This is a genomic window from Alkaliphilus pronyensis (assembly GCF_009017275.1).
In the GTDB taxonomy this organism is placed as follows: domain Bacteria; phylum Bacillota; class Clostridia; order Peptostreptococcales; family Natronincolaceae; genus Alkaliphilus_C; species Alkaliphilus_C pronyensis.
The window spans coordinates 47,190-73,176 of sequence record NZ_WBZC01000010.1 but is presented as its reverse complement, the minus strand read 5'-3'; the positions used below and the strand labels follow the sequence as shown (position 1 = coordinate 73,176).

The following is a 25,987-nucleotide window of genomic DNA, read 5'->3' as shown; positions in this document are numbered from 1 at the left end:
AATGAAGTATTATGCAATATTTATTGAAAATATAATTAATCTAAAGTTATCCAATATCTTTGTGTAATATTATTTCCTTCAGTCACTTCATTTTCTAGCATAGCACCATTTTTTAGTATAGTTTTTGCAGATGCAATGTTGTTTTTATTACAAGTAATTAAAACTCTCTTTATACCTAGTTTTTTGCATTGCAATAATCCTAAAGCTAACATTTCAGTTGCATACCCTTGATTCCTTTCTGTTTTCCTAACACTATATCCTATATGCCCACCAAAATTAATTAAATAATCATTTAATCGATGTCTTATATCCAGCATGCCAACTAAACGGCTATCGTCAGTAGAAATAGCTAAATAAGTAGTTGCAGGAACCAGCCCTTCTCTCACAGTTTCTTCTTTCGAGTTATCTTTGAATGCACTATACCATTCTTCAAAAGTTTAGCATTTCTTAACCCAGCAGTCCCATCCATACTATCTCCACTATTAATAAATTCTCTTTTATAATCCATAAGTTTTTCTTTATACTCAATAGTTGGTAATACTAACTTTAATCTGTTCATTATCTTCCTCCAATCACATAAATAGTACTATTTATTGTTGTTGCTAATTATGTAATAGATGGCTGCTCCACTATTTGCAATAATATGAAACATCACCGCATATAATATTGATTCAGTTATCTCTACAACAATTCCTGCAAATAGCCCAAACACAAAAGCAAACAATACCTTTTTTATAATTGTGTTATCATATTTAAATCTAAAATATTGAAAATGAGTTATGCCAAAGCATATAGCAGATAAAAACACCTGCAAGGAAACCCCCTTAATTATGGGTATAGGTACATAGATACCACTACTCCCAACTAGGTAAGTAGCCAATGACAGAATGATTCCTCTAAAAAGCAACTCCTCTCCAATGGGAAAAACAAAACAAAAATTTATCATTTCCTTTAAATTTTTTTGTGGCTTGTATCCAGATTCAATCATAAATGGAATTAATGCTAAAAGTATAAAAAGCATTTCTAATAGAGTTAATGTTCGTTTTGGTGGCCTTATATTCAAGGAACTCAGGTTAATAATAGTAATTACTAAGATAATACCAAGCCATATATACGTATTGTACTTCTTTAATTTGTTACTAAATCCCTTGTTATACCTTGAAATAAAATGAAACACCTTATAATTAAGTATAAGCATAAAAGTTAAATAAGTAATAGCTAATATTGCTAAACCCTGCAATCAAATCTCTCCTTCTTTGAAGCTTTAAATAATTGTAAAAACAGTAGAATAATACTACTATTATTAATTAAAAGGTACTCCTTCACTTAACTATTTTATACTCTCTTTTAAGCATAGACATAATTATTCCATCCTCTAATTTTCCTTTCATCAAATCCCTCTCTCTAAGTAGTCCCTCTTTTACAAAGTTCAGCTTCTCTAATACTCTTACAGAAGCATCATTACCTGGTGTTATAGCAGCTTCAATTCTATTAATGTTCATAACGTTAAACCCATAGTCGATTATAGCTGCAACTGCTTCAGTAGCATAACCTTTTCCCCACTCTATTTGCTTAATTTGATAACCAATTACACATCTTCTTGCTCCTTCATTGAAATCTCCAATGCAACACATTCCAACTAGTTCATCAGTCTCTTTTACTATAGTTCCCCACGTAATCTCCTCTTTATCTTTTAATTCTGCTTTATATCTGGTTATGAACTTGTTAGCTTCCTCTTTTGTCTTTACTGGATAAAAATATTCGTATTCAGCTACTTTTGGATCACTTAGTATATTAAATACTTGATTTACATCTGTGCTTTCAACTTCTCTTAGTAATAATCTCTCAGTTTCTAGTTTTGGAAATGGTATAAAACATTTATTTATCATTGCAATCTCCCCTTATAAATCAAATATGTACTATATATCTTCATAGTTATTTTATTATAAACAAAGCTTCAACTATATGCCTATTAAGCAATAATAAGCAAAAAAGGTATACTGTTTTAATAATCCTTTTATTAAAATATTAAATTGTAGATTAAACAGTATATCTCTCAGTCCAACTTTTAGGAAAGGTAAGTTTATTCCCATAGAAATATCTAATAAGCTGTCCATGGTGCTGAATCTCATGCTCTAGTAAAGCTAGCAATAAATCTGTCTGTTTTTCATTTAATTCAGCATTGTTCAAATAAGCTAAGCTATCATCAGCACTATTTTTAAGGCATTTTAAAACTTCATTTTTAGATGTTGTATCATCAAGTGAACATGAAAAGCCCATCCAACCTTCGTTAATTATTGCTTTTAAGTAACTTTCTCTAGCTCCTATAATGCACCATAGTTGCTCTCCGATAGTGTTTGAAGGCAAATCCATAAGCTGTAATTTTAAATCATCTGTGGTAATAGCGTGCACTAAATCAATTGTTAGGTTAAAAGCATTATGTAAATGTTTAACTATAATTCTCATATAACTTCCCCTTTGAGTTTCTTTATTATATTTACTATTAAAAAAAGCTATAATTATACTGTTTTGTATAGTATAACTACAACTAGAAAATTTTTAATTATTAATACCATATTGATATTGTTAGAGAAACGTAAATTATATATATTTTTATTTCTACACATGATAAATATATCCTTCTATTGTTTACAAATGATAACATATTTTCTATATTTGTTTAATATTTAGATAAATAATAACCCTCAACTTAATAAAAGTTGAGGGTTATTATTAACAAAATATTTAAAAGCTTACTTAATTCTATTCATATAGTTTGAATTTACTGCAAAGCTCTTTAACCATTTCAGAGGCTTGCTTTTCTTTTTCTGGATTGTCTATAATGGTTGCCATAACCTCTGCAATTGTTGCCATATCAGCTTCCTTCATTCCTCTAGTTGTTACGGCAGGTGTACCTATTCTAATACCACTGGTTACAAATGGACTTTGTGGATCAAAAGGAATTGTGTTTTTATTTACAGTTACACCAACCTTATCAAGTAGCTTTTCTGCGTCTTTTCCAGTGATGTTTTTGTTTCTTAAATCAATTAATAAAAGATGATTATCTGTACCACCAGATACTAAATTAAAGCCTCTTTTAACAAGCTCTTCACCTAGTCTCTTAGCATTTTTTATAACCTGTTGCTGATACTCTTTAAATTCTGGACTTAGAGCTTCTTTAAAGGCAACTGCCTTAGCGGCAATTACATGCATTAATGGGCCTCCCTGTAGACCTGGGAAAATTGCCTTATCAATCATTTTAGCATACTTTTCTTTGCATAGAATTGCTCCACCCCTTGGCCCTCTTAATGTCTTATGGGTTGTTGTTGTAACAAAGTCAGCATCTTCACAAGGGTTTGGGTGTAGGTCAGCAGCTACTAGACCAGCTATATGAGCCATGTCAACCATTAGATATGCTCCAACCTCATCTGCTATTTCACGGAACTTCTTAAAATCTATAATTCTTGAATAAGCACTAGCTCCAGCTACAATTAGCTTAGGTTTGACTTCTTTTGCTATTCTTCGTACTTCTTCGTAATCAATAACCTGTGTTTCTTTATCAACTCCATAATCTACGAACTTGTAATATGTACCTGATATATTTACAGGGCTTCCATGGGTTAAGTGTCCTCCATGGGATAAGTTCATACCCAAAACGGTGTCACCGGGCTTTAATATTGCAAAATACACTCCTAAATTTGCATTAGCACCCGAATGGGGCTGTACATTAGCATGATCTGCATTGAAAAGCTTTTTTAAACGATCTCGTGCAAGGTCTTCTGCTACATCAACCTCTTCACAGCCACCGTAGTAACGTTTTCCTGGATAACCTTCAGCATACTTATTAGTTAATTGGCTTCCCATTGCCTCCATTACTTCCATTGTAACAAAGTTTTCGGAAGCAATTAGTTCAATATTTCCCTGCTGCCTTTTCGTTTCCTTCTGAATTACTTGGTAAATTTCAGGGTCAGCTTTTTTCAAATTTTCAAAGTTCATAACCACTTCTCCCTTCGGCTTATCTTTTTTAGGCATAACATTATTATAGATTTTTTCTTATAATATTACAAGTTATAAATTATTAATATATATTATTTGCTAATTTTCTACTTTTAACAAAGATTTTCAATAGCTGCTATTATAATATCTATATATTTGGTATAATATAAATATTTTAGAGGTGATATAAAATGAGCAAGGTAAATCAAAAAAAGCTATTAGTAATGGCAATATATGCTGCAGAAATCATGCTGAAAAATGGTGCTGAGACCTATAGGGTTGAAGATACAATTAATCGAATATGTAGATCAAGAGACTTCCCATACGTTGAGTCCTACGTAACCTTAACTGGAATTTTTATTTCAGTTGATACAGATGGAGAAGATCTTAATGATATGATTACATATGTAAAAAGAATAAATAAGCGTGTTATAAACTTAAATAAGGTTGCTGAGGTCAATGACTTTTCAAGAAGATTTGTTGAGTCAAGAATGCCTATAGATGAAGCTATGGCTGTACTAAAAGCTATAGATACTACCTTGCCCTATTCCATTACATTACAGGCTGTTTTTGGAGGGTTAGCTAGTGGCTGCTTCTCTCTTCTTTTAGGGGCAAATGTATTAGAGTTTTTTGCTGCTTTATTTACTAGCATATTGGTTACTTATTCAATTCACAAGCTAAAGCAAGCAGACTTTAACCTGTTTATAACTAACATAGCTGGCGGAGGTCTTGCAGCCTTTTCTGCAATAGTTTTAAGTAGCTTACATGCCAGTGTAAACTTAGACAAAGTAATTATTGGGGCAATAATGGTTATGGTACCTGGTGTAGCAATGACAAATGCCATTAGAGACTCTATTGCTGGTGATTTAGTTTCTGGCTTAGCAAGAGGTGCCGAGGCATTGTTAATAGCTATTTCAATAGCCTTTGGTGTAGGCTTTATATTACAAGGATGGATTTTCTTAAAGGGAGGTATTCTTCCATGGTAACCTATATTCAAAACTTTATATTTGCATATGTAGCTACTATAGGCTTTGCAATTCTATTTAATACACCTAAATCTGCTTTACTTAAGGCGGGCTTTGGTGGAGCTGTGGGCTGGTTACTTTATAGCTTTATAAATTTTAAATCAGATAATATAGTGTTAGCCACCTTCATAGCATCATTTTTTATAGCACTGATAGGTGAAATTTTTGCAATTACAAATAAAAAGCCTATAACTGTTTTTATAATTCCTGGCATAGTCCCTTTAGTTCCAGGCTTTGGGATATACTTTACTATGCTTTCAATATTAGAAAAAAACTATACTAAAGCTGCTCAGTATGGCAGTGAAGCCCTTTTAATCTCTATTTCTATTGCAGGAGCATTAACTATAGTTTTAACCTTAAATTCCTATAGAAAAAAAAAGCAACCTATTAAAATTAAATAGGTTTTCTTTATACATCTTGCCTCTCATCAAAGGCGGCTGTTATTACTGGCATGTATTTTCTACTACCTTTTATATTCTTTTCATTACCCTTAATCATTAAAAAGCTAATTGCCAAGAATAAAAATCCTACTGCTGCAGATGCAATATCCTTATACTGTAAACTGTCTGGAATAAGGAATGTACCAATAATGATGCCAGAAACTAATGCAATTAATGGAATAACATATACAATTAGTGCGGCAGTTAAAACGTCTTGATGCTCCATGTCTACCGATACCCATTGACCTTTTTGAGCATTGGCATCATTTATAGCCTCTATTTCTAGCTTCGATTCTTCACTTCCCATTCTGCATGCTGTACAATTTTCACAGCTGGCGTGCCTTTCCATTACAACCCTAGCCATATTACCATTAACCTCAGTAACCCTTCCACATTGTCTCATTGCATTCCCTCCTTAAAATCAACTTGTAGTGGTCTTTAGATTTTATCCTTTTACTCAATACTATTGTTTTGTCTTTTAACTATTAATTTTTCACTTTTAACTCTTAACTTTTAATTTTTAATTATGTCTTCTTGTTTTCAATTTTCCATTTTCCATTTTCCATTTTCAATTTTCCATTTTCTTTTATGGCTTTTAACTCTTAACTCTTATCTCTTATCTCTTAATTTTTCACTCTTAATTCTTAATTTTTATTGTTGATCTTGTTTTATGGTTTTGATCTTTACTTATTCCTTATTACCTATTCCTTATTACTTGCTTTTGTAGCTTTCCATTTTCAATTTTCAACTTGGTTTGTGTTTTTAATTTTTAATTTTTTTTGTCTTAATTTTTCACTTTTCACTTTTAATTTTTCATTTTTCATTTTATATATATACCCAATAAATCTCTAACCACAACAGAAGCAATAATTAAACCTACAGCTGAGGGTACAAAAGATACGCTACCGGGTATTTGGTGTCTTACTGTACAAGTTCTATCTTTGTTGGGGCATATACAATCTACTTTACAGTCACTATTTAGTTTGAGAGGTTTTATAGGCTCTTCCTTTGAATATACTACCTTTAACTCCTTAACCCCTCTCTTTTTTAATTCCTTTCTCATTACCTTAGCCAACGGACAAATACTGGTGCTATATATGTCTGTTACCTCGAAAAGTGATGGATCAAGCTTGTTTCCTGCCCCCATACTACTTATAATGGGGATATTTAATTGGTTTTTACATCTTTCTATTAGGTCAAGCTTTGCACTTACCATATCAATTGCATCAATAACATAGTCATAATCACTTGATAAAAGTGTATCTGCACTTTCACTATTGTATAGCTTTTTAAAGGTAATAACTTCAGCCTTAGGATTAATATCTAAAATTCTTTCCTTCATAGCTTCAACCTTGGGTTTTCCAATAGTTTTTATCGTAGCATGAATTTGTCTGTTTAAATTTGTTAAGCATATATCATCATCATCCACCAGTACAAAGCTACCCACCGCTGAACGAGCTAAGGCTTCTACTGCAAATGTACCTACACCACCAACTCCAAAAATAGCTACTTTGCTTTTGGCTAACTTATCTAATCCATCTGTTCCCAATAGAAGCTCACTTCTTGAAAACCCATGTAATGCCATAATAATCCTCCTTAACTGTTGACTAAAGCTAATATTACTTAATTTTAGCATAAAAGTACGCGAAACTAAAGTTCAGGTGGAGTAAAAACTCCGTCTAAACTAGGTTTTCTTTATAATATCTAAATTATAGACAAAGTCTTCATAATGGTAGACTACTCAAAAAGTTATATTTTCGTTGCACAAAAAAAAACTAGCGATTGCAGCGTATACTTGGGAGGCTAGAAGGTGCCTCTAAGTTACAAAAGAGTGCTAGGATTTTAAAGTAATAAGAAAATAGGGCTTTTAATCAATTATAGCTTCCTTATTAACAAGGAAGCTAAAACTTAATGCTAGTGTCCCGCCATGCCGTATATCGATTGTTTTGAAACCTGCCTCTAGCAGGTGGGTATCCTGTTACTGACTTTTGAAGTCCTCTCTATTGGAGGCTTTTCATCCACCAACAAACCCAGATTCCCAATGTCGAAATGTTGGCTCAAAACGAGATCGAATAAACGCACACAGCAGGATTTCTTATATTTATAATAACATAATCACTGTATATAATCAATTTAAATTATTGGAAATTGTGTGATTTACTCTACTTTGATATCTATGCTTAGTTCTTCCAATTGTTCAGCATCTGCCTCTGATGGTGCATTAGTCAATGGACAGGTGGCGTTTTGGGTTTTAGGAAAGGCAATTACTTGTCTTATGTTATCTTCCTTTACCAAAAGCATTACTAATCTATCTAATCCTAAAGCAATACCACCGTGGGGTGGGGTACCATATTTAAAGGCATCCAACAGGAACCCAAACTTATCCCATGCTTCTTCCTTACTGAAGCCAAGAACCTCAAACACTTTTTCCTGTAGCTGAGAGGAATGTATTCTTATGCTTCCACCACCAATCTCATAACCATTAATTACAACATCATATGCTTTTGCTCTTACCAGTTCTGGGTTAGTGTCTAGCAATGGTATATCTTGATCCATTGGTGAGGTAAATGGATGATGCTTGGCAAAATACCTGTTTTCCTCTTGGTCGTATTCAAGCAGTGGAAACTCAGTTACCCACAGAGCCTTGTATTCATCTTTATTAAGTATTTCAAGCCTTTTTGCTATTTCCACTCTTAAATGCCCTAGTGAATCAAACACTACGTTGTTTTCATCTGCAACAAATAGCAATAAATCTCCCTTTTTAGCCTTCCCAATCTTAAGAATTTCATTCAATTCTTCTTCACTTAAAAACTTAGCTATTGGCGATGTTACTCCCTCTTCAGTAACCTTTATCCAAGCCAATCCCTTAGCTCCATAGGTTTTTGCAAACTCCTCTAGGGAAGTAATGTCCTTACGGCTAAAGCTATCTCCGTAACCACTAGCATTAATACCCCTTACAGAACCACCTTTTTCTACAGTTGAGCTAAATACCTTAAACTGTGAGTCCTTAACAGCTGCAGAAACATCAAACAGCTCAAATCCAAATCTTAAATCTGGTTTATCTGATCCAAATCTCTCCATTGCTTCTTTATAGGTTATTTGCTGTAGTGGCAGCTGTAAATCGATATTTAAAACATCCTTAAACACCTTTTTTAATAATCTCTCATTAACCTCTATAACATCCTCTACATCGACAAAAGACATTTCACAGTCTATTTGTGTGAACTCTGGCTGTCTGTCAGCTCTTAAATCCTCATCTCTAAAGCACTTTACTATTTGGAAATATCTATCCATTCCTGATACCATAAGTAATTGCTTAAAAAGCTGTGGTGATTGAGGTAGAGCATAGAACTTACCTGGATTCACTCTACTTGGCACTAGATAGTCCCTGGCACCCTCAGGGGTGGTTTTAGATAAAACTGGAGTTTCCATTTCTATAAATCCCTCTTCTGCTAAAAAGCTTCTAACAGCGTTGGTTGTTTCATGGCGTATCATAAGGTTTTTTTGCATTGATGGTTTTCTTAAGTCAAGATACCTATACTTTAATCTAAGATTTTCTGAGACATCATCATCATCCTTAATATAAATAGGTGGAGTTTCAGACTTATTCAGTATCTCTAAGCACTCTGCAAAAACTTCTATTTCACCGGTTGGGATATTTGGGTTTATTGATTGTCTAACATATACTTTACCTCTTATAGCTATTACATACTCAGACCCAAGCTCCTCAGCCCTCTTAAAGGCTTCTTCAGATATGTCTTTATCAAAAACTATCTGCATAATACCTGTTCTATCCCTTAAGTCTACAAAGATAAGTCCTCCTAAATCTCTTCTTTTTTGAACCCATCCCATTAATGTAACTGTACTGTCAACATTTCCTCCAGTTAAAGTACCACACATGTGACTTCGTTTAAGCTTCTCTGTCATTTTAATACCTCCCTTTGATGGATAAAAGCTATTAATCTTCTAATAATTGTAGCTTTTCTTCTTCACCCTTGCTATAGACACCAAAATATTTGAAATCCTGCTTTTTAAGATTGCTTAGCTGTTTAGAAAACTTCTTATTCTTAGGAAATACACTTACAATATTACCTTCTTCCCTAAGTTTATTAGCCCAGTTAAATACTGAATTTACGTCTTCATTACAGCTATATATTAATGCAATTTTAGTACTGTTTGTTGGTATTTCAAAATTTCTTTCCTTAAGAATAGTAAAAATCCTTTCAAACCCAATTGAAAAGCCTACTGCAGGAACATCTTCCTTTTGAAATCTCCCAATCATTTTATCATATCTTCCACCACCAGCTATTGAGCTGCCAAACTCATTACTTACCACTTCAAAGATTTGTCCTGTATAGTAGCCCATCCCTCTTATTAAAGTAATATCAAATTCGATGCTGTACTCACCCCTTGACTGCTTATTAACTACATCTATAACCTGTTTTAGGGATTCTATTACCTCTTCATCGACATTAAGCTTTAACAAAGCTTCTTTATCTAGGGCTTTAAGCTCAACAAGTGCTTTTATCAGCTGATTCACCTTTGCCTCTTCATACCCTTTAGATAGTAGCTCTTTTTTGACACCATTTTCCCCTATCTTATCCATTTTATCTAGTGTAATACATATGGATTCTATTTCCTTTTCTTCAAAGCCCACAGACATTATTACTCCCTTTATTATCCTTCTATCATTTATTTTCACTGTAAAATCTTTGAAGGATAATGCCTTTAGTGCTTTAGCCGTTGTAGTTATAAGATCTATTTCTGCTATTTCAGTCTTTTCACCAATAATATCTATATCGCACTGGGTAAATTGTCTAAACCTGCCTTTTTGAGGTCTTTCTGCCCTCCAAACCCACCCTATTTGTATAGCCTTAAAGGGGTTAGGTAGCTCTCCTCGATTATTTGTATAAAAGCGACTTAATGGTAACGTCAAATCGAATCTTAAACCCAAATCACAGAGTTGATCTTCTGTTAAGTTGTCCTTACTTAAATCCAGCTTTTCTCCTCTTTTAAGTATCTTGAAGAGTAGATTTAGATTTTCGCCCCCTTCACTTTTAGTAAGTAATTCAAGATTTTCTATTGAAGGAGTTTCTATTTGCTGGAATCCTCCCTGCTTATAGATGTCAGTTACGGTATTTTTCATCCATTCCCTTAATGTCATATCATTTGGTAAAATATCAAAGGTGCCCTTAACTGTCAAAGTGCTAATTTTCATTATTACTACCTCCATTCAATTAAATAAATTGCAAAAAAGCAAAAAACCCCGTTCCCATAAAGGGACGAGAGTTATAATTTCCCGCGGTACCACCCTGATTGGATATAATCCCACTTTAACCTTTAACGCAGGTTCACGTAAACTCCTACTAGCTTCAGAGCTCTACTCAAAGGTGTCCTTCAAGCTGTATAACTGTGTCGAGCTTCCACCATTCTCGACTCGCTTTAACCTATAGCAGCTCTACTTTTCCTTATCATTGTGTTTAACCTTATTATAATTGGTAATATTATAATGCTTTTCTATATTTATGTCAACAGCTAAATTCTGTTTTCAAACATAATTAAATATATGGTTTTTTCCTTTCAATCATCTCATCAACTCTAGCAATATATTGCTGTAGATCCTTAACATTAGGTACTCGCTCAAGACGATTCTCTTTAGGGAAGGTTATTTTAGAAACTGCACCTGCCCCTAAGGCTATAATGGTCTGCTTTTCCTCCATTATTTGTACATTATATATACATTCATAGCCCTCTTTGCAATAGCCAATATTCTCTAAGTTTCCAAGCATATGCTTTTGCCTATATAGATAATATGGGGTCATACCCATATCCTCTGCATATTTTCCTGTAATCCTCAGCATATTTGATGTTTCCTTTTGTAGTAGAGTATAGCTAGAGGTATCTTCCCTAAGCTTAGAGCCACGTTTTATTGCTAAGGTGTGTACTGTTAAGCTACTTGGCTGTAATTTTTTAATCTCCTCCATAGTTTTTTCTACCATCTTTGCATCTTCACCTGGTAAACCAATAATTATATCCATATTTATATTATTAAAGCCCTCTTCCTTAGCCATATAGAAGGCCTTCTTTAATTCCTCAACTGTATGCTTTCTTCCAATTTTTATTAGGGTTGACTCATTCATAGTTTGTGGGTTAATGCTTATTCTAGTTACACCATTGCTTTTTAATAGCTTAAGCTTTTCTCGGGTAATTGTATCTGGTCTACCAGCTTCAAAGGTAAACTCCTGTAGCTTTGCCAATTGAAAGGAATCCTTTATCTGCTTAAATAATTGATTTATATCCTCTATTGTAACTGCTGATGGTGTTCCTCCGCCTATATATATGGTTTGAAGGTTTTTTCCCTTCTTTTCTAGTAATATGGCTATTTCCTTTATTTCTTTACAAAGTCCATCAATATAAGGCTTTTGTAGATGCTGCCACTTAGTTAAGGGGTTGGATGGAAATGAGCAATATACACATGTTGTAGGACAAAATGGAATACTTATATATAGGCTTACAAGGTTTTGTCTAATAGGATATATAATAGGGTGTTCTTTTTTGGCTACTGACAATAACAGCTTAGCTTTGTCTTCGTTTATATAGTATTTATCCTTTAAAATATTCAAAATTTCATAATCCTCTAAGGCCTTTTCCATTAGTTCATGGACTATTTTAGTTGGTCTTATTCCAGTAAGAATTCCCCATGGCAAATCTATTTTAATTAATTTGCTTAATGCTGTAAAAACAGTTCTTTTAACTATAAGCTTACTAGCTTTTTTTATTTGTGATTGGTTGTAATTAATAATTATATCTTCATCACAAAAAGCTATTTCATTGTTTTTGTCCCCTATAATTGCTTTAGCTTTAACCTTATTCTCTAAATGCTCAATGATTGAAAACAGTAGATGCTGATCATGATCATTATTATAGCTAATTTCCTCTGTTTCTAATAAAATTATTATTTCTTGGGATGGAAAAAAAAGCTTTAAAAGCTCATATAAATCATTTGTATAGTCATGACCTATGCAAACTACTTTAATCATATAATTACCCCTATCAATAATCCCTTGTTATTTCATTACTTATGTCAATTATGGTTCTTTTACTTATACCTAAATCAGATGCAATTTCTGTATCTGTTAGCCCTGCCTCCTTCATTTCAATGAGATCATGAAATGAGATATCTGTAAAAGCTTGATTTCTTTTTTCTTGAATTAATTCACCAATTTTTTTCCTCATAAAAAAACCTCCCAGAAGATATTTATATTATTCTTCCCCTATCAACTGGGAGTATACTTTATCTAATATAGGGATTTGTTAATTTTTCTATACCTACTCTTGAGGCTGGACCATGTCCAGGTAGAACAGTTATTTCATCATCTAAAGCCATCAGTTTTGTTTTTATAGACTTAATTAGTTGGTTATGGTTTCCACCCTCTAAATCTGATCTACCTATTGAGTTTGCAAATAAAGTATCTCCTGTAAATAATATGTTTTCCACTAGAATTGACACACCACCTGGTGTATGCCCTGGTGTATGGATTATTTTCAGCTTAAGCTCTCCCAGTTCAAGAGTATCATTATCCTTTATAAAGCTCTCTGTTGTTAATTCCACAGGATTAGCTCCCATACTAGATGAGTAATTCTTATTTTTATCCTTCAATATATATAAATCTGCCTCATGTATATAGAGTGGCACACCTGTTTTTTCTTGGATTTTTTCAACACCACCTATATGATCTCCATGACCGTGGGTTAGCAGAATATATTCTAGCTCTAAATCATTTTCTTCTATAACCTGTAAAATTTTGTCACTACTCCCACCTGGATCAATTACTGCTGCTTTGCTCGTTTTTTCATCTCCAATAATGTAACAATTAACGCCATAAATACCTGCAGCAACCTTTTCTAATATCATAATTTTCCTCCTTAGAAGTCTTTTTTACTGTCTATTAGTATTGTTACAGGGCCATCATTTATTGAGTTAACCATCATGTGGGCTTGAAAAACACCGGTTTCCACATTTATGCCCATTTCTAAGCATAATCTAATAAACTCTTTATATAATGAGTCTGCTATATCGGGCTTTGCTGCCTCTGTAAAATTTGGTCTTCTACCTTTCCTACAGTCACCTAACAGGGTAAACTGGGATACTACCAGCATTTCTCCCTTAACATCTAGTAAAGACAAATTCATTTTTTCATTTTCATCTTCAAATATTCTTAGGTTCGCAAGCTTGTCTGCCATGTATTTTACATCCTCTATTGTATCTCCTGCTGCAACTCCTAAGTAAATAAGTAAACCCTGTTTAATTTCTCCTGTTATAGCCTCGTTTACAACAACCTTACCTTCACTAACCCTCTGTACTACTGCCCTCATGTTTGCCTCCTTACACACTAATATATAATCATTATGTTATAACTCTATAAACATCCATAACTCCCTCAACAGCCCTAATCTTATTCATTAGTCTATCTAACTGCTCAATATCATCTATCTCTACTATCAGGTTTAATACAGCAACTTTATCTTTATTTGTTCTTGCATTTAAGGCACTTACTGTTATTTTATTGTCTGCAAGAATTCTAGTAAACTCAGATAATAGACCCTTTCTATCGTTAGCCTTAACTTGAATTTCAGCCTGAAAGGTAATTGGTTTACTTGTATCCCATTCTACTTCAATTAATCTATCAGCAGATTCTGTATTATCCATTAGGTTTGGACAGTCCTCCCTATGAATAGATACTCCTCTACCTCTGGTTATGTATCCTACAATTTCATCTCCAGGTACAGGGTTACAGCATCTTGAAAATCTAACCATTATATTATCTATTCCTTTAATAGTAACACCCTGATTTTGCTTTTTTGATTTTTTTCTTTCCTCAAGTGCCGATTGCTGTTGTATCTCTTTATCGAAATCCTCAGGAGTTATTTCTTTTTTTACGTCCTTTTTAATTACTTCTCTTATTTTGGGAACTATTTGATTAAGGGCAATTCCTCCATAGCCAATAGCTGCAAACAAATCATCCTCGTTATTTAAGCCAAAACGTTTAGCTATTTGAGTTAACAACTTTACATTTAATGCTTCCTGTTGATTGAAGCCTTGCCTTTTAACTTCTCTTTCGAGAATCTCTTGTCCCTTTTCTACATTTTCTTCTCTTCTTTCCTTCTTAAACCATTGCTTTATCTTATTTTTAGCCTGTGAGCTTTTTACTATTTTTAGCCAATCGCGGCTAGGTCCATTACTATTAGCTGAGGTTAAAATCTCAACTATATTTCCATTTTTAAGCTTGAAATCTATTGGTACTATCCTTCCATCTACCTTTGCACCTACACATCTGTTACCTACACCTGAATGTATTTTATAGGCAAAATCTATTGGAGTGGAGCCAGCTGGTAGGTTTATAACCTCTCCTTTAGGAGTAAACACAAATACTTCATTTGTAAATAGGTCAATTTTCAATGACTCCATAAACTCCCTAGGGTCATTGGCTTCCTTCTCCAGTTCAAGCAATTGACCTACCCATGTGAGCTTATCACTTAATCCACCTTTTTCATCTTTACCACCCTCTTTATACTTCCAGTGGGCGGCGATACCATATTCAGCGATTTGATGCATCTCATAGGTTCTTATTTGAATTTCAACAGGCTCTCCCTTGGGACCAATTATTGTAGTATGTAGTGATTGATACAAATTGGGCTTAGGCATTGCAATGTAGTCTTTAAATCTACCCGGAATAGGCTTCCATAAAGTATGAACTATTCCTAAAACACCATAGCAATCTTTAATAGTTTCTACAATTACCCTAACAGCTAAAAAATCGAAAATCTCGTCGAAGGACTTATCCTGATATACCATTTTCTTATAAATACTATAAAAATGCTTAGGTCTTCCGGAAATATCACCCTCTATATTAAATTCCAATAATCTTTTTCTTAGCTCCTTTATAACCTCATTTATATATGCCTCTCTATCCTGTCTTTTTATAGCAACCCTTTCTACTAAATCATAATAGCCTTCTGTGTCTATATATCTTAAACAAAGGTCCTCTAGCTCCCATTTAACCCTAGAAATACCTAATCGATGGGCTATTGGTGCATATATTTCTAAGGTTTCCAAAGCCTTTTCTCTTTTCTTTTCATCTGTTTGATATTTTAAGGTTCTCATATTATGCAGCCTATCCGCCAGCTTTATTAATATAACCCTAATATCCTTTGCCATTGCTATAAACATTTTTCTAAGGTTTTCAGCTTGTCTTTCCTCCTTTGATTCGAAGGATAGCCTAGTAAGCTTAGTTACACCTTCAACCAATTGGGCAATTTCTTCTCCAAACTCCTGCTTTATATTGTTGTAGGAATACTCTGTATCTTCAAGAACATCATGGAGAAGTGCGGCGGTAATGGTGCTACTATCCATTTTCAGCTCAATAAGAATTTTAGCCACCTCTACTGGATGAACAAAATATCTTTCCCCTGATCTCCTATATTGGCCTTGGTGTGCATTCTCAGAAAAGTTATATGCCCTAATGATCAATTCAACGTCACATTGAGGGTTATATTCTTCTATCATTGATATTAAGTTCTCAAGCATAATAATCACCCTCTCAGCAACAGTAAATTAAATACAAGTAAAATCAGCAGATAACTATAAATACTAGTTTATTTTAATTCTATTCTTCATTGTAGCTAACAAGCGTTTTAACTTGATAATCCTTCAAGGTTTCTCTACCTCTAAGGAAGGTTAGCTCTATTAAGAAGTTAAGAGATACTACTGTACCACCTAACTCTTCAATTAGCTTAGCTGTAGCTAAAACTGTTCCTCCAGTAGCAAGTAAATCATCAAGTATAGCAACTCTTTGACCTGGTTTTATGGCATCCTTATGAACTTCTAAAGCATCTGTTCCGTACTCCAATTCATACTCATACTTGACTGTTTCAGCTGGTAGTTTACCAGGTTTTCTGATGGGCACAAAGGCTTTTCCAAGCTTATATGCAACTGGTGTACCTACAATAAAGCCTCTAGCCTCTGGGCCCACAATTACATCAACCTCTAAATCCTCCAATTGTGCCGCCAACTTATCTATAACATATGTAAATGCTGCTCCATCCTTCAATATTGTGGTAATATCCTTAAAGTTGATACCTTCCTTTGGAAAATCTTGTATTTCTCTTATCATTCCTTTTAAATCCATTATTAACTCCTCCTCATATATAATTGTTTCAGTTTAGTATAATATGTATTAATACTATTTAAGCTATTTTGTAAGTTTCTATAGGTTTGCAAATCTTCAAGACAAAATTTTTCTTTTGGCTTATTGAAGCTTATTTCTACTTCATCATTGTTAAATGAATATTCTACTATACCTGCCTCTTTAAAAATCTTTAGAGCATTTTTTAATAATATATAGTTTGCATCTATTTTGCCCTGTTTATTAATGCCTTCTATTACTTCTTTATGGGTTAAGGTAGTTTTAGTCTCGAAGCCTTTAAAATAGTTGTAAAAAGCTATAAGCTTTTCTCTATCTGGTGTTGACCTGTTTAAAATATCGATATTATATTTTTCGTCACCTTTTTCATAAAAAATAACAAGATTTTTTGAATCTATTGCAGAAAAAAGGTTTTTTAGTTGATCTGGTAAAAAAAACTGATCATATAGAATAATCTTATTATAACTTCTAAAGCTAATTTTATCAATATTCGGATTAATGATTATGTGTACTTCTTCTTCCGTTGGTGTTTGTGTAGAATTTTGAAAATAAATACTAAAAGCCATTTTTCTATTTTTTTCTCTAACGTCAACAAGGCTAATTATTCTATGGGCCTTATTTATTGTATTTACTAGTATTACTACTGAAGATCCACTATAAATATGATCTATTATTGCTTCGTCCTTTTTATCCTCTGTAATAATATGGGTGCTCATTAGGTTAAAATCAATTTTGTCCATCATTGGATATGTAAAATCAAGGCTCTTAAAGTATTCCTCGTATAGTGGAGATTTTTTTCCTTCTACTAGCTTAATATCTTTAATATTAAGCTGTAGATTTGTATGTCCATTAAAGCTGTTGTACTCGGGTACAAAGATAACATCAACTATATCTCCTGGATAAATAGACTCGGTAAAATAACTTAAGCTAAAGCCAATTCCATTAAGTTTCCCATCAGCAGTGCTAAGCTCTGCTTTCAAATGCTTTCCTTCAGTACCTACCCCTTTTATGCTAAATACCTCTAAGTTTCTATATAAGAACTTAGGGCCTGGGTTCCCCATACCATGGGGCTCCAGTAGCTGCAATTGAGTCATTAGCTCTTCATTTATTTCATTATAGATTAAATGCTCATCAAAGCTTATCTCTCTAATAAAATCCTCCTCAGTGAGGGTTTCTGAGGCTTGTTTATTAATCCTTTCTTTAAACTCCTCAAGCATGGCTTGCTCCATAGAAAGTCCTGCTGCCTGCTCATGACCTCCAAATTTAATAAACATATCTTTATGACTACTTAATGCCTCAAATATATTGTAGCCTGATATGCTTCTGGCAGAACCCTTGGCAACTCCATCTTCTACTGATAATACAATGGTAGGTCTATAGTATTTTTCAACAATTCTTGAGGCCACTATGCCAATTACTCCCTGATGCCATCCCTCTTGGTATAGTACTAGAAATTTTCTATTATGTAATTGGTTATCCTCAAATAGCTGTTTTTCCGCCTGCTTAAATATTTCCATTTCAATATTTTGTCTTTCTCTATTCTCACTATCCAAAAACTTAGCTAGCTCTAAGGCTTCATCATAATTGCTGGAGGTTAACAAATCCACCCCAATTTTTGCATTGCCTATTCTTCCTGCTGCATTTATTCTAGGAGCCAGCATAAAACCAATATGCCCTCCAGTTATTTTCTTACCAGTAAGACCACATACCTCAACTAATGCTTTTATACCAGCATTTGCTGAATTCTCCATAGCCTTTATACCATTTTTAACAATAATTCGATTTTCATCTATCAATGGAACAATATCAGCAACGGTTGCAAGGGCTACAATATCTAAGTAAAAGCTAGCATTTTTTATAAAATCCTCCTTAGGCATCATGGCTTGGATAAGCTTTAAAGCTATACCACAGCCACATAGCTGCTTAAAGGGATAAGTGCAATCCTCTTGCTTTGGATTAATTATTCCATAGGCTGGAGGTAATTCTTCTTGACACTGATGATGATCGGTTATTACTATATCAATACCTAACCCATTACCATAAGCTACTTCATTTACTGATGTTATCCCACAGTCAACGGTTATTATAAGCTTACCACCTTTATCTACAATTTCCTTAATTGCTTCACTGTTTACTCCGTAGCCTTCTTCCATTCTATCGGGAATGTAATAGTTTACAGTATAGTTTATACTATTAAAATATCTAATTAGTAATGCAGTGCTAGATACCCCATCAACGTCATAATCACCATAAATCCAGATTGACTCTTTGTTTTTGATAGCTTCATTTATTCTATAGACAACCTTCTCCATATCCTTTAAGAGAAATGGATTGTATAAATCACTTAAAGATGCTTCTAAAAACCTTCTAGCTTCTTCTACTTCGTAAACTCCTCTGTTAAATAAAAGCTTAGCTGTGGTTTTAGATATATTTAACTCCTTCATCAGATTATTTACTATGTTTTTATCTGGTCTTTTAAAGGTCCAAATTCTCTTAACCTTCATAGTTTCACCACCTAAAAAAATCTCAATAAACTATAATGGCAGCATAAGCTGCCATATATAAACATTAATACTTTTATTTTATTACTTAGTTTCTGGCTTTGGATTATATGTTGTCTTTCTAAGTTGCATTTCCTTTAGCATTACCCATACTGGACTTGCAATGAATATTGAGGAATAGGTACCACTTATTATTCCTGCTATCAATGGTAAAGCAAACTCTCTAATTTGATCTACTCCAAATATATATAGGGTTACAATTGTAATTAGGGTTGTAACAGATGTGTTAATGGATCGTGTTATAGTTTGCTTAATACTATCATTTGCCACCTGCTCATAATTGTTTTTCTTCATGAATTTCAGGTTTTCCCTTATTCTATCAAAAACAACTATAGTATCATTTATAGAATAACCTAATATCGTTAGAATTGCAGCTACAAAGGGTGAGTTAACAGGAATTCTAACAATAGAATATACTGCTAAAACAACTAATATATCGTGAATTAGTGCAGCTATTGCTGCCAAACCAAAGCGTAGTTCAAATCTATAGGTTATATAAACTAGCATACCTATAGCTGAGATTAAAACAGAGATTAATGCTCTGGACTGTATCTCACGACCTACTGAAGGTCCAAATTGCTGTGTTCTTAGAAAATCCTTTTGAAGATCTAAATCATATTTTTCTTGAAATCTACTAAATATCTCTAATCTCTCTTTATTATTAAAGTCTATTGTACTTCTTATCTGAACTGTAGTTCTTTCGTTTCCTAACAGATTTATACTAGCATTGGGGTCAAATTCATCTACTATCTCTCTTATCTCTGCTATTGGTAACTCTTTGTGTACTTCAATTTCCATTAAGGCCCCACCAGTAAAATCAATACCAAAATTAACCCCGGAGAAAAGACCTATTATTAAGCCTAATACAATTATTGTACCCGATAAGCCAAACCAAATTTTTCGTTTCTCAACTATATTCATTATCTTCCCCCCTACGCTCCAAATAATTTACTGTTTTTAGTTAAGTTTAATCCTACACAGAGCTTTAATATAAACTTAGTAATAACTATTGCTGTAAACATACTTGCAACTATACCTACAATTAAGGTAACAGCAAAGCCTCTTATGAGACCTGTTCCAAATTGATATAAAACTAAGCCAGCAATAAGTGTAGTTATATTTGCATCTATTATAGTTCTAAAGGCCCTCTTAAAGCCTGAATCAATGGATGCTCTAATTGTTTTACCTGCCCTTAACTCTTCCTTTATTCTTTCAAAGATAATGACGTTTGCATCTACTGCCATACCAACCGATAGTATTAGAGCTGCAATTCCAGGTAGTGTTAAGGTTGCATTCAGGGTTATCAATATTCCTAATACTATAAGTATATAAATAACCAAAGCTAAGTTAGCAACTAATCCTGGTATTCTATAATAGAATAGCATGAAAAGCAGAACAAGTATAATCCCTATTTGTGCAGCCTGTACACTTCTCTTTAAGGCATTTACACCTAATGTAGCAGTTATTGTTGAGCTTTCTATTTCTTCTAGCTCTACTGGTAATGCACCACCTCTAATTAATGCTGCTAAATTAGTAGCATATTCCATAGAGAAGGTACCAGTTATATTTGCTCTACCATTTGGTATTACCTCGTTTACACTGGGATAGGAAATTACTTCATCATCTAATATAATATATATAATCCTTCCTGGGTCGTCACCTTCATACTCTTTAACTAATCGACTGGTAGCTTCAGCAAACTTTTTTGTACCTTCACTATTAAGCTCAAGGCTAACTGAAGGCCCGGATTCTACAAATTGCACTTCTGCTTTTTTTACATCTCCACCTGTTAATACTTCTTCTTCATCATAAGTTACAAATCTAAGCTGAGCTGTTTGTCCAATTAGATCTATTGCCTCTTGAGCGTTTTCAACTCCAGGTAGTTCAACCCTTATACGCTTGTCTCCTTCTCGAACAATTAAAGGCTCTGTTAATCCAAGGGCATTAACCCTTCGATTAAAAATACCTATTGTCTGCTCTATTGTTCTGTCTAATTCTGCACCAGTTAGGTTTGTTTTTGCTTCATATACTACATAAACCCCACCTCTAAGGTCTAGTCCTTGCTTCATTGCTTGGCTAATGGGTCTTAAGGATAAATCTCCTACTTCTAGACCATTATATGCTGTATACACTGATAAACCAACTATTGCAATTAGTACTATAAATATAATTGCATTTTTTACTCTCATTCAGTATTCCCCCTAACTTAATTTCATAACTTTAATTATATACGGTAAAAAACCTACAGTCAACCAGAGGAAGCAGTTAGCCCTCCTTATGGATATTGCCGTATGCTACATATTGCTTGGCGGATTCTTTAAGTGATTCTTTTTCTTCAATTGTTAATTCACGTGCCACTTTAGCAGGTGATCCAACAGCTAACACTCCTGAAGGGATTTTTTTTCCTGGTGGAACCAATGCTCCTGCAGCTATAATTGTTTCATTACCTATTTCTGCACCATCAAGGATAATTGCCCCCATACCAATTAAAGAATTATCTCCAATTGTACAGGCATGGATAACTCCACTATGTCCTACTGTTACATTATCCCCAATAATAGTTGGATATATATTACTTATATGAACAACTGTATTATCTTGAATATTTGTGTTTTTGCCAACTATTATAGAATTACCATCTCCTCTAAGTACTGCCTTATACCATACACTACTATTTTCCCCTATTTTAACATCTCCTATTATATCAGCAGTTTCTGCTATAAAACAGCTTTCATGTATGTATGGTTTCTTTTCCTTTAGAGCCTTAAACATTTTATCCCTCCTCTGATAATCTAGCTTGAATAGCTAATGCACATTCAATTCTCTTCTTCTCCATTTGGCAACCAATATCATAGGGCTCCATAATGTCTTTATTGAAGTTATATGCATTTGCGTGACATCCTCCACTACAATAAAACTTAGCCCAGCAGCTGTTACATTTTTCTTTATTATAAACGTGGGCTTCTGAGAAGCTGTCATACATTTCTTTGTTTAGGGTATTATCTAAAACACTTCCTATAATAAAATCTGTATTACCTACAAATTGGTGACAAGGGTATATATCACCCTCTGGGGTAACTGCTATATATTCTGAGCCTGCACCACAGCCAGAAATCCTTTTAATTACACAGGGTCCTTGATGTAAATCAATCATAAAGTGAAAGAAGCTAAAGCCTTTATTATCATAATGCCTTTTTACATACTCATCAGCAAGTGCTTCATAATGCTTGAATACCTTAGGTAAATCTTCTTCCCTTATGGCATAATCATGATGTGGTTCTGCTACAACAGGCTCTACCGAAATATTCTTAAAGCCTAAATCCGCCAAGTGTAATACATCCTCTGAAAAGTCAAGATTATGTCTGGTAAAGGTTCCTCTTACATAATAGTTTTGATGACCACGAGCCTCGGCCATCTTTAATAGCTTTGGCACTATTGTTTCATAGGTGCCTTTCCCATTAACTGTATATCTCATATAATCATTAATCTCTTCTCTACCATCTATACTAAGTACTACATTATCCATATTTTTATTTATAAAATCCATATTTTCATCATTCAGTAATACACCATTGGTGGTAGTAGTAAATCTTATGTTTTTTCCATACTCTTTTTCCTTTTCTCTACCATATTCTACTATAGCTTTAACAACTTCAAAATTCATTAAAGGCTCTCCACCAAAGAAATCTACCTCTAGGTTTCGTCGGTTGCCTGAATTATTCAGTAGAAAATCAATTGACCTCCTACCTACATCTATATCCATTAATAGCCTATTACCTTTAAAGTCTCCTTGAGAAGCAAAACAGTATCTACAGCGAATATTACAATCATGGGAAACATGTAGGCATAGTGCTTTAACAACTGGCCTTCTGTTTTTAAAGCTATCATGTTGAAAATAATTATCCTTACTGTTCAATAAGCCTTCTTTTTCTAGGAATTTTAATTCTTCAATAGCTTCATGTATATCTTTTTCTTTAAAGTCCTTAGAAAGAGCCTTAATAGTTTCTTCAACCCTAAGCTTTGGATAATAATCTAGAATCCTATAAACAAGCTGATCTACAACATGCACCGAGCCACTATTTACATCTATAACAATATATTTTCCTCCTTGGTTAAACTTATGTATCATTTTATACTTAACCTCCGTATATAAGAATGTGCTAAAACTTCTTATGTGTTTATTTCACTAATTAATAAACTAAACAATTATAATTATATCTTAATTATTATTATAAAGAAAACTTAGTTCAGATGGAGTTTTAACTCCACCTGAATTCTAGTTCCGCTTACTTTCTAGCTTGGCGGCACTTATCTCCCGCTAAAAAGCGGGAGTGTTAGTAATGACGCTGGGATAAATCAAGAAAAAACAGCAGTTGCTTACTGCTGCATTTTATGTACTACTTATAGTATTACTTATTTTCACACTCCTGATTTGCTACAGTACAGGATGTTTTACATGCAGATTGACAGGATGTTTGACATTCTCCACAGCCACCTTTTGCTGCACTATTTACAAGAGTTGCTCCACTTAATGTTTTAATATGCTTCATCCTTTGACTCCTCTCTCTCCTATTATTTCATTAAAATTATAACACAAAGTTTTTTTTAAGAAAAGTCATTATTTAATATTTATACCTATCATTCCACCTATAACTCCAGTAAATAGGCTTATAACGATTTTGTAGGTGACATATTTATCGAATTCAAAGCCTGATACAAATATTTTACTAAATATCAGTAAAATAAGTATATACAATAATCCTACAATGGCTCCGTGAAGCCAGCCCCTTTCTCCAATATTAACAGCAGAATATATGGCTGCATATGCTACGCTTAATATTAATATTATTGAGTTGACTATTGGTATAAGTCCTTCATTTAAGGCTGTATAAGTTATTAGTAAAGCAGTTATTAAAAATAAAAATAGAGAAAGAACATAACCTCTAACTAATCCTTTACCGTAAATCCATATATTAAAGGGACCTGGTGATCTAGGAACACTTTTTTTCTTTACTTTCAATTCTAACACCTCCATTGCCTTTTAATCAATAATTATGCAATTAATCATTAAATATACCTAGTAATTCGATGTTGATTTTATCTTAATAATAGTAACTTTATATATATTAGATAAAAGCAAAAAAGATACGAACTCATCGTATCTTTCATGGTATTTAGTATTAATTATTCTTCATCTGTTTTGCTAACAGTATTACCTATAGCCCATCTAGCAATAACTAGCTTAGTCTTATCGGCTCCTACTTCTATGGTAACTACATCTTCTTTAGCTTTAATTACTTTACCATATATTCCCCCAATTGTTATTATTTCGTCGCCTACCTTAATGTTGTTTCTCATTTCTTTTACTTTCTTTTCTTTTTTCTGTTGGGGTCTTATAATTAAAAAGTAAAAAATTGCAAGAAACCCCAAAGGGATTATTAATCCTCCAAATTGTGGCATATTCATAGCCCTCCTCGCTTCTTCTTTTTTTCCCAATATAACTATTCAACAGAAGATTTTGAATTCCTCCATCTAATTAGACTAATTCCTTAAAAAATTCTTAAGTATAGCCGTATTTCCTAAAGAATTGATTCTTATAATCAAGAAGTCTATCCTCTTTTATAGCCTGTCTTACTTCATCCATTAGCTTTAATAGAAAGTATAGGTTATGATAAGTTAATAGTCTTAAGCCTAAAACCTCGTTAGCCTTAAAAAGATGCCTTAAGTAGGACCTACTATAGTTTTTACAAGTATAGCAATCACACTGGGGGTCTAGTGGTTGAAAGGCCTCGGTGTGTACTGCATTCTTAATAACTATTTTCCCTTCACTTGTCATGGCAGTACCGTTCCTTCCAATTCTAGAGGGTAATACACAGTCAAACATATCTATACCCCTTATAACTCCTTCTATTAGGCAATCTGGACTGCCTACACCCATTAGGTATCGTGGTTTGTGTTTTGGCATAAATGGAGTTGTATATTCAAGCACTTCATACATCAAGGGCTTTGGTTCACCTACACTTAAGCCTCCTACTGCATAGCCAGGAAAATCTAACTCTATAAGCTCATTTAAGCTTTGTTTTCTTAAATCCCCATACATTCCACCTTGAATAATTCCAAATAGTGCTTGTCTATCAGTATTTTTGTGGGCCTCCTTACATCTTTTTGCCCATCTTGTTGTTCTTTCTAGTGAATTTTTTACATACTGTCTATCTGCTGGAAAAGGAGCACATTCGTCAAATACCATTAATATATCTGATCCTAATGAGTTTTGGATTTCTACTGCCTTTTCTGGACTAATAAAATGCTTAGAGCCATCTAGGTGAGAACGGAATTCTACTCCCTCTTCTGTTATTTTTCTTAATGCTCCTAGGCTAAACACTTGAAAGCCTCCACTATCAGTAAGTATAGGACCATCCCAGTTCATAAACCTATGTAGACCACCTGCCCTTTCAATTAACTTGTGGCCGGGTCTTAAATATAGGTGATATGTATTACTTAATATAATCTGTGATTTAATCTCTTTTAATTCTTCAGGTGTCATGGTTTTAACAGTTGCCTGAGTACCAACAGGCATGAATATAGGTGTTTCAATTATTCCATGAGGAGTATGAAGCTTACCTAGCCTTCCTCCACTTTGCTTACATTCTTTAATTAGCTCATATTTAATTGCCATTTATATTTTCACCCTTCTACGAAAAAAACTGCATAAATCAACTTTTATTATGTTTTAATGGTTTTTAACTTTTCATTTTTAATTT

The 25,987-nt window shown here is 33.5% G+C and carries 27 protein-coding genes, 1 other RNA gene and 1 other annotated feature; of the genes, 2 read left to right on the top strand and 26 right to left on the bottom strand.

The features are described 5' to 3' along the window. Window positions 1-35: 35 nt before the first annotated feature. The 6 genes from F8154_RS03075 to F8154_RS03055 all read right to left on the bottom strand — a co-directional run bounded on the left by F8154_RS03075 (window position 36) and on the right by F8154_RS03055 (window position 3,996). Window positions 36-386: a GNAT family N-acetyltransferase gene (locus tag F8154_RS03075; protein ID WP_330577824.1), complete on the bottom strand. Its 351-nt coding sequence runs from the start codon at window positions 384-386 to the stop codon at window positions 36-38. Next, on the bottom strand, window positions 383-559 hold the full coding sequence (locus F8154_RS15590; protein WP_330577823.1) for a hypothetical protein: 177 nt from the start codon (window positions 557-559) through the stop codon (window positions 383-385). Before F8154_RS15590 ends, F8154_RS03075 begins: the two co-directional genes overlap by 4 nt. Before the next feature lie 27 nt (window positions 560-586). Beyond that, complete coding sequence (locus tag F8154_RS03070; RefSeq protein WP_192930134.1) at window positions 587-1,063, bottom strand: CPBP family intramembrane glutamic endopeptidase; 477 nt, start codon at window positions 1,061-1,063, stop codon at window positions 587-589. A 259-nt stretch (window positions 1,064-1,322) separates the two neighbouring features. After that, complete coding sequence (locus F8154_RS03065) at window positions 1,323-1,889, bottom strand: GNAT family N-acetyltransferase (RefSeq protein WP_151860122.1); 567 nt, start codon at window positions 1,887-1,889, stop codon at window positions 1,323-1,325. Window positions 1,890-2,040: 151 nt separating this feature from the next. Then, a complete protein-coding gene (locus tag F8154_RS03060) occupies window positions 2,041-2,466 on the bottom strand; it encodes a DinB family protein (protein ID WP_151860121.1) in 426 nt (141 codons plus the stop codon). A gap of 297 nt (window positions 2,467-2,763) precedes the next feature. After that, entirely contained in the window at window positions 2,764-3,996 is a 1,233-nt protein-coding gene (locus F8154_RS03055) for a serine hydroxymethyltransferase (RefSeq protein WP_151860120.1), read from the bottom strand. 191 nt (window positions 3,997-4,187) lie between these two features. Between F8154_RS03055 and F8154_RS03050 the strand changes: the two genes are divergently transcribed. Both F8154_RS03050 and F8154_RS03045 read left to right on the top strand, forming a co-directional pair. Next, entirely contained in the window at window positions 4,188-4,982 is a 795-nt protein-coding gene (locus F8154_RS03050) for a threonine/serine exporter family protein (RefSeq protein ID WP_151860119.1), read from the top strand. Beyond that, window positions 4,976-5,422: a threonine/serine exporter family protein gene (locus tag F8154_RS03045; protein WP_151860118.1), complete on the top strand. Its 447-nt coding sequence runs from the start codon at window positions 4,976-4,978 to the stop codon at window positions 5,420-5,422. The genes F8154_RS03050 and F8154_RS03045 overlap by 7 nt, the downstream gene beginning before the upstream one ends. 7 nt (window positions 5,423-5,429) lie before the next feature. Here F8154_RS03045 and F8154_RS03040 read toward each other — a convergent pair whose 3' ends face one another. The 20 genes from F8154_RS03040 to tgt all read right to left on the bottom strand — a co-directional run bounded on the left by F8154_RS03040 (window position 5,430) and on the right by tgt (window position 25,902). Beyond that, entirely contained in the window at window positions 5,430-5,864 is a 435-nt protein-coding gene (locus tag F8154_RS03040; RefSeq protein WP_151860117.1) for a SoxR reducing system RseC family protein, read from the bottom strand. 417 nt (window positions 5,865-6,281) lie between these two features. Further along, window positions 6,282-7,046 carry a tRNA threonylcarbamoyladenosine dehydratase gene (locus tag F8154_RS03035; protein WP_151860116.1) on the bottom strand — a complete coding sequence of 255 codons (765 nt, stop codon included), beginning with the start codon at window positions 7,044-7,046 and terminating at the stop codon, window positions 6,282-6,284. 330 nt (window positions 7,047-7,376) lie between these two features. After that, window positions 7,377-7,556, bottom strand: a non-coding RNA gene (gene ssrS, locus F8154_RS03030) — 6S RNA. Window positions 7,557-7,618: 62 nt separating this feature from the next. Then, window positions 7,619-9,388: an aspartate--tRNA ligase gene (aspS, locus tag F8154_RS03025; protein ID WP_151860115.1), complete on the bottom strand. Its 1,770-nt coding sequence runs from the start codon at window positions 9,386-9,388 to the stop codon at window positions 7,619-7,621. A gap of 31 nt (window positions 9,389-9,419) precedes the next feature. Beyond that, window positions 9,420-10,679 carry a histidine--tRNA ligase gene (gene hisS, locus F8154_RS03020; RefSeq protein WP_151860114.1) on the bottom strand — a complete coding sequence of 420 codons (1,260 nt, stop codon included), beginning with the start codon at window positions 10,677-10,679 and terminating at the stop codon, window positions 9,420-9,422. A 57-nt stretch (window positions 10,680-10,736) separates the two neighbouring features. After that, window positions 10,737-10,945: a binding site (T-box leader), on the bottom strand. A gap of 74 nt (window positions 10,946-11,019) precedes the next feature. Beyond that, a complete protein-coding gene (gene hemZ, locus F8154_RS03015) occupies window positions 11,020-12,501 on the bottom strand; it encodes a coproporphyrinogen dehydrogenase HemZ (protein WP_151860113.1) in 1,482 nt (493 codons plus the stop codon). Window positions 12,502-12,514: 13 nt separating this feature from the next. Further along, the gene (locus tag F8154_RS03010; RefSeq protein WP_151860112.1) at window positions 12,515-12,697 is read right to left on the bottom strand and encodes a hypothetical protein; all 183 of its coding nucleotides are present in this window, start codon (window positions 12,695-12,697) and stop codon (window positions 12,515-12,517) included. 58 nt (window positions 12,698-12,755) lie between these two features. Next, window positions 12,756-13,376, bottom strand: coding sequence for an MBL fold metallo-hydrolase (locus F8154_RS03005; protein WP_151860111.1), 621 nt, complete (start codon window positions 13,374-13,376; stop codon window positions 12,756-12,758). An 11-nt stretch (window positions 13,377-13,387) separates the two neighbouring features. Beyond that, window positions 13,388-13,837 carry a D-aminoacyl-tRNA deacylase gene (dtd, locus tag F8154_RS03000; protein WP_151860110.1) on the bottom strand — a complete coding sequence of 150 codons (450 nt, stop codon included), beginning with the start codon at window positions 13,835-13,837 and terminating at the stop codon, window positions 13,388-13,390. Between the two features lie 31 nt (window positions 13,838-13,868). Continuing rightward, the gene (locus F8154_RS02995) at window positions 13,869-16,049 is read right to left on the bottom strand and encodes a RelA/SpoT family protein (protein ID WP_151860109.1); all 2,181 of its coding nucleotides are present in this window, start codon (window positions 16,047-16,049) and stop codon (window positions 13,869-13,871) included. Window positions 16,050-16,128: 79 nt separating this feature from the next. Continuing rightward, window positions 16,129-16,650: an adenine phosphoribosyltransferase gene (locus F8154_RS02990; RefSeq protein ID WP_151860108.1), complete on the bottom strand. Its 522-nt coding sequence runs from the start codon at window positions 16,648-16,650 to the stop codon at window positions 16,129-16,131. 2 nt (window positions 16,651-16,652) lie between these two features. Next, window positions 16,653-19,169 (bottom strand): single-stranded-DNA-specific exonuclease RecJ, encoded by a 2,517-nt coding sequence (recJ, locus tag F8154_RS02985; RefSeq protein WP_151860107.1) that lies wholly within the window; start codon window positions 19,167-19,169, stop codon window positions 16,653-16,655. Window positions 19,170-19,250: 81 nt separating this feature from the next. Then, window positions 19,251-20,147: a protein translocase subunit SecF gene (secF, locus tag F8154_RS15000; RefSeq protein ID WP_192930133.1), complete on the bottom strand. Its 897-nt coding sequence runs from the start codon at window positions 20,145-20,147 to the stop codon at window positions 19,251-19,253. 11 nt (window positions 20,148-20,158) lie between these two features. Continuing rightward, the gene (gene secD / locus F8154_RS14995; protein WP_192930132.1) at window positions 20,159-21,415 is read right to left on the bottom strand and encodes a protein translocase subunit SecD; all 1,257 of its coding nucleotides are present in this window, start codon (window positions 21,413-21,415) and stop codon (window positions 20,159-20,161) included. A gap of 76 nt (window positions 21,416-21,491) precedes the next feature. Beyond that, a complete protein-coding gene (locus tag F8154_RS02975; RefSeq protein ID WP_151860106.1) occupies window positions 21,492-21,998 on the bottom strand; it encodes a gamma carbonic anhydrase family protein in 507 nt (168 codons plus the stop codon). 1 nt (window position 21,999) lies between these two features. After that, window positions 22,000-23,355, bottom strand: coding sequence for a thioether cross-link-forming SCIFF peptide maturase (gene scfB, locus F8154_RS02970; protein ID WP_151860105.1), 1,356 nt, complete (start codon window positions 23,353-23,355; stop codon window positions 22,000-22,002). Between the two features lie 280 nt (window positions 23,356-23,635). Next, on the bottom strand, window positions 23,636-23,776 hold the full coding sequence (gene scfA, locus F8154_RS02965; protein ID WP_151860104.1) for a six-cysteine ranthipeptide SCIFF: 141 nt from the start codon (window positions 23,774-23,776) through the stop codon (window positions 23,636-23,638). A 68-nt stretch (window positions 23,777-23,844) separates the two neighbouring features. Continuing rightward, on the bottom strand, window positions 23,845-24,255 hold the full coding sequence (locus F8154_RS02960; RefSeq protein WP_243141145.1) for a TIGR04086 family membrane protein: 411 nt from the start codon (window positions 24,253-24,255) through the stop codon (window positions 23,845-23,847). Between the two features lie 155 nt (window positions 24,256-24,410). Continuing rightward, complete coding sequence (gene yajC, locus F8154_RS02955) at window positions 24,411-24,686, bottom strand: preprotein translocase subunit YajC (RefSeq protein ID WP_151860102.1); 276 nt, start codon at window positions 24,684-24,686, stop codon at window positions 24,411-24,413. A 100-nt stretch (window positions 24,687-24,786) separates the two neighbouring features. Further along, window positions 24,787-25,902, bottom strand: coding sequence for a tRNA guanosine(34) transglycosylase Tgt (tgt, locus tag F8154_RS02950; protein ID WP_151860101.1), 1,116 nt, complete (start codon window positions 25,900-25,902; stop codon window positions 24,787-24,789). Between the last annotated feature and the right edge of the window lie 85 nt (window positions 25,903-25,987).

What these genes read in the sequence shown, in the direction of transcription:
- F8154_RS15590 (WP_330577823.1), bottom strand. Translation starts at nt 559, where the DNA reads ATGAACAGATTAAAGTTAGTATTACCAACTATTGAGTATAAAGAAAAA.
- F8154_RS03065 (WP_151860122.1), bottom strand. Translation starts at nt 1,889, where the DNA reads ATGATAAATAAATGTTTTATACCATTTCCAAAACTAGAAACTGAGAGA.
- F8154_RS03060 (WP_151860121.1), bottom strand. Translation starts at nt 2,466, where the DNA reads ATGAGAATTATAGTTAAACATTTACATAATGCTTTTAACCTAACAATT.
- F8154_RS03055 (WP_151860120.1), bottom strand. Translation starts at nt 3,996, where the DNA reads ATGAACTTTGAAAATTTGAAAAAAGCTGACCCTGAAATTTACCAAGTA.
- F8154_RS03050 (WP_151860119.1), top strand. Translation starts at nt 4,188, where the DNA reads ATGAGCAAGGTAAATCAAAAAAAGCTATTAGTAATGGCAATATATGCT.
- F8154_RS03045 (WP_151860118.1), top strand. Translation starts at nt 4,976, where the DNA reads ATGGTAACCTATATTCAAAACTTTATATTTGCATATGTAGCTACTATA.
- F8154_RS03040 (WP_151860117.1), bottom strand. Translation starts at nt 5,864, where the DNA reads ATGAGACAATGTGGAAGGGTTACTGAGGTTAATGGTAATATGGCTAGG.
- F8154_RS03035 (WP_151860116.1), bottom strand. Translation starts at nt 7,046, where the DNA reads ATGGCATTACATGGGTTTTCAAGAAGTGAGCTTCTATTGGGAACAGAT.
- aspS (WP_151860115.1), bottom strand. Translation starts at nt 9,388, where the DNA reads ATGACAGAGAAGCTTAAACGAAGTCACATGTGTGGTACTTTAACTGGA.
- hisS (WP_151860114.1), bottom strand. Translation starts at nt 10,679, where the DNA reads ATGAAAATTAGCACTTTGACAGTTAAGGGCACCTTTGATATTTTACCA.
- hemZ (WP_151860113.1), bottom strand. Translation starts at nt 12,501, where the DNA reads ATGATTAAAGTAGTTTGCATAGGTCATGACTATACAAATGATTTATAT.
- F8154_RS03010 (WP_151860112.1), bottom strand. Translation starts at nt 12,697, where the DNA reads ATGAGGAAAAAAATTGGTGAATTAATTCAAGAAAAAAGAAATCAAGCT.
- F8154_RS03005 (WP_151860111.1), bottom strand. Translation starts at nt 13,376, where the DNA reads ATGATATTAGAAAAGGTTGCTGCAGGTATTTATGGCGTTAATTGTTAC.
- dtd (WP_151860110.1), bottom strand. Translation starts at nt 13,837, where the DNA reads ATGAGGGCAGTAGTACAGAGGGTTAGTGAAGGTAAGGTTGTTGTAAAC.
- F8154_RS02995 (WP_151860109.1), bottom strand. Translation starts at nt 16,049, where the DNA reads ATGCTTGAGAACTTAATATCAATGATAGAAGAATATAACCCTCAATGT.
- F8154_RS02990 (WP_151860108.1), bottom strand. Translation starts at nt 16,650, where the DNA reads ATGGATTTAAAAGGAATGATAAGAGAAATACAAGATTTTCCAAAGGAA.
- recJ (WP_151860107.1), bottom strand. Translation starts at nt 19,169, where the DNA reads ATGAAGGTTAAGAGAATTTGGACCTTTAAAAGACCAGATAAAAACATA.
- secF (WP_192930133.1), bottom strand. Translation starts at nt 20,147, where the DNA reads ATGAATATAGTTGAGAAACGAAAAATTTGGTTTGGCTTATCGGGTACA.
- secD (WP_192930132.1), bottom strand. Translation starts at nt 21,415, where the DNA reads ATGAGAGTAAAAAATGCAATTATATTTATAGTACTAATTGCAATAGTT.
- F8154_RS02975 (WP_151860106.1), bottom strand. Translation starts at nt 21,998, where the DNA reads ATGTTTAAGGCTCTAAAGGAAAAGAAACCATACATACATGAAAGCTGT.
- scfB (WP_151860105.1), bottom strand. Translation starts at nt 23,355, where the DNA reads ATGATACATAAGTTTAACCAAGGAGGAAAATATATTGTTATAGATGTA.
- scfA (WP_151860104.1), bottom strand. Translation starts at nt 23,776, where the DNA reads ATGAAGCATATTAAAACATTAAGTGGAGCAACTCTTGTAAATAGTGCA.
- yajC (WP_151860102.1), bottom strand. Translation starts at nt 24,686, where the DNA reads ATGCCACAATTTGGAGGATTAATAATCCCTTTGGGGTTTCTTGCAATT.
- tgt (WP_151860101.1), bottom strand. Translation starts at nt 25,902, where the DNA reads ATGGCAATTAAATATGAGCTAATTAAAGAATGTAAGCAAAGTGGAGGA.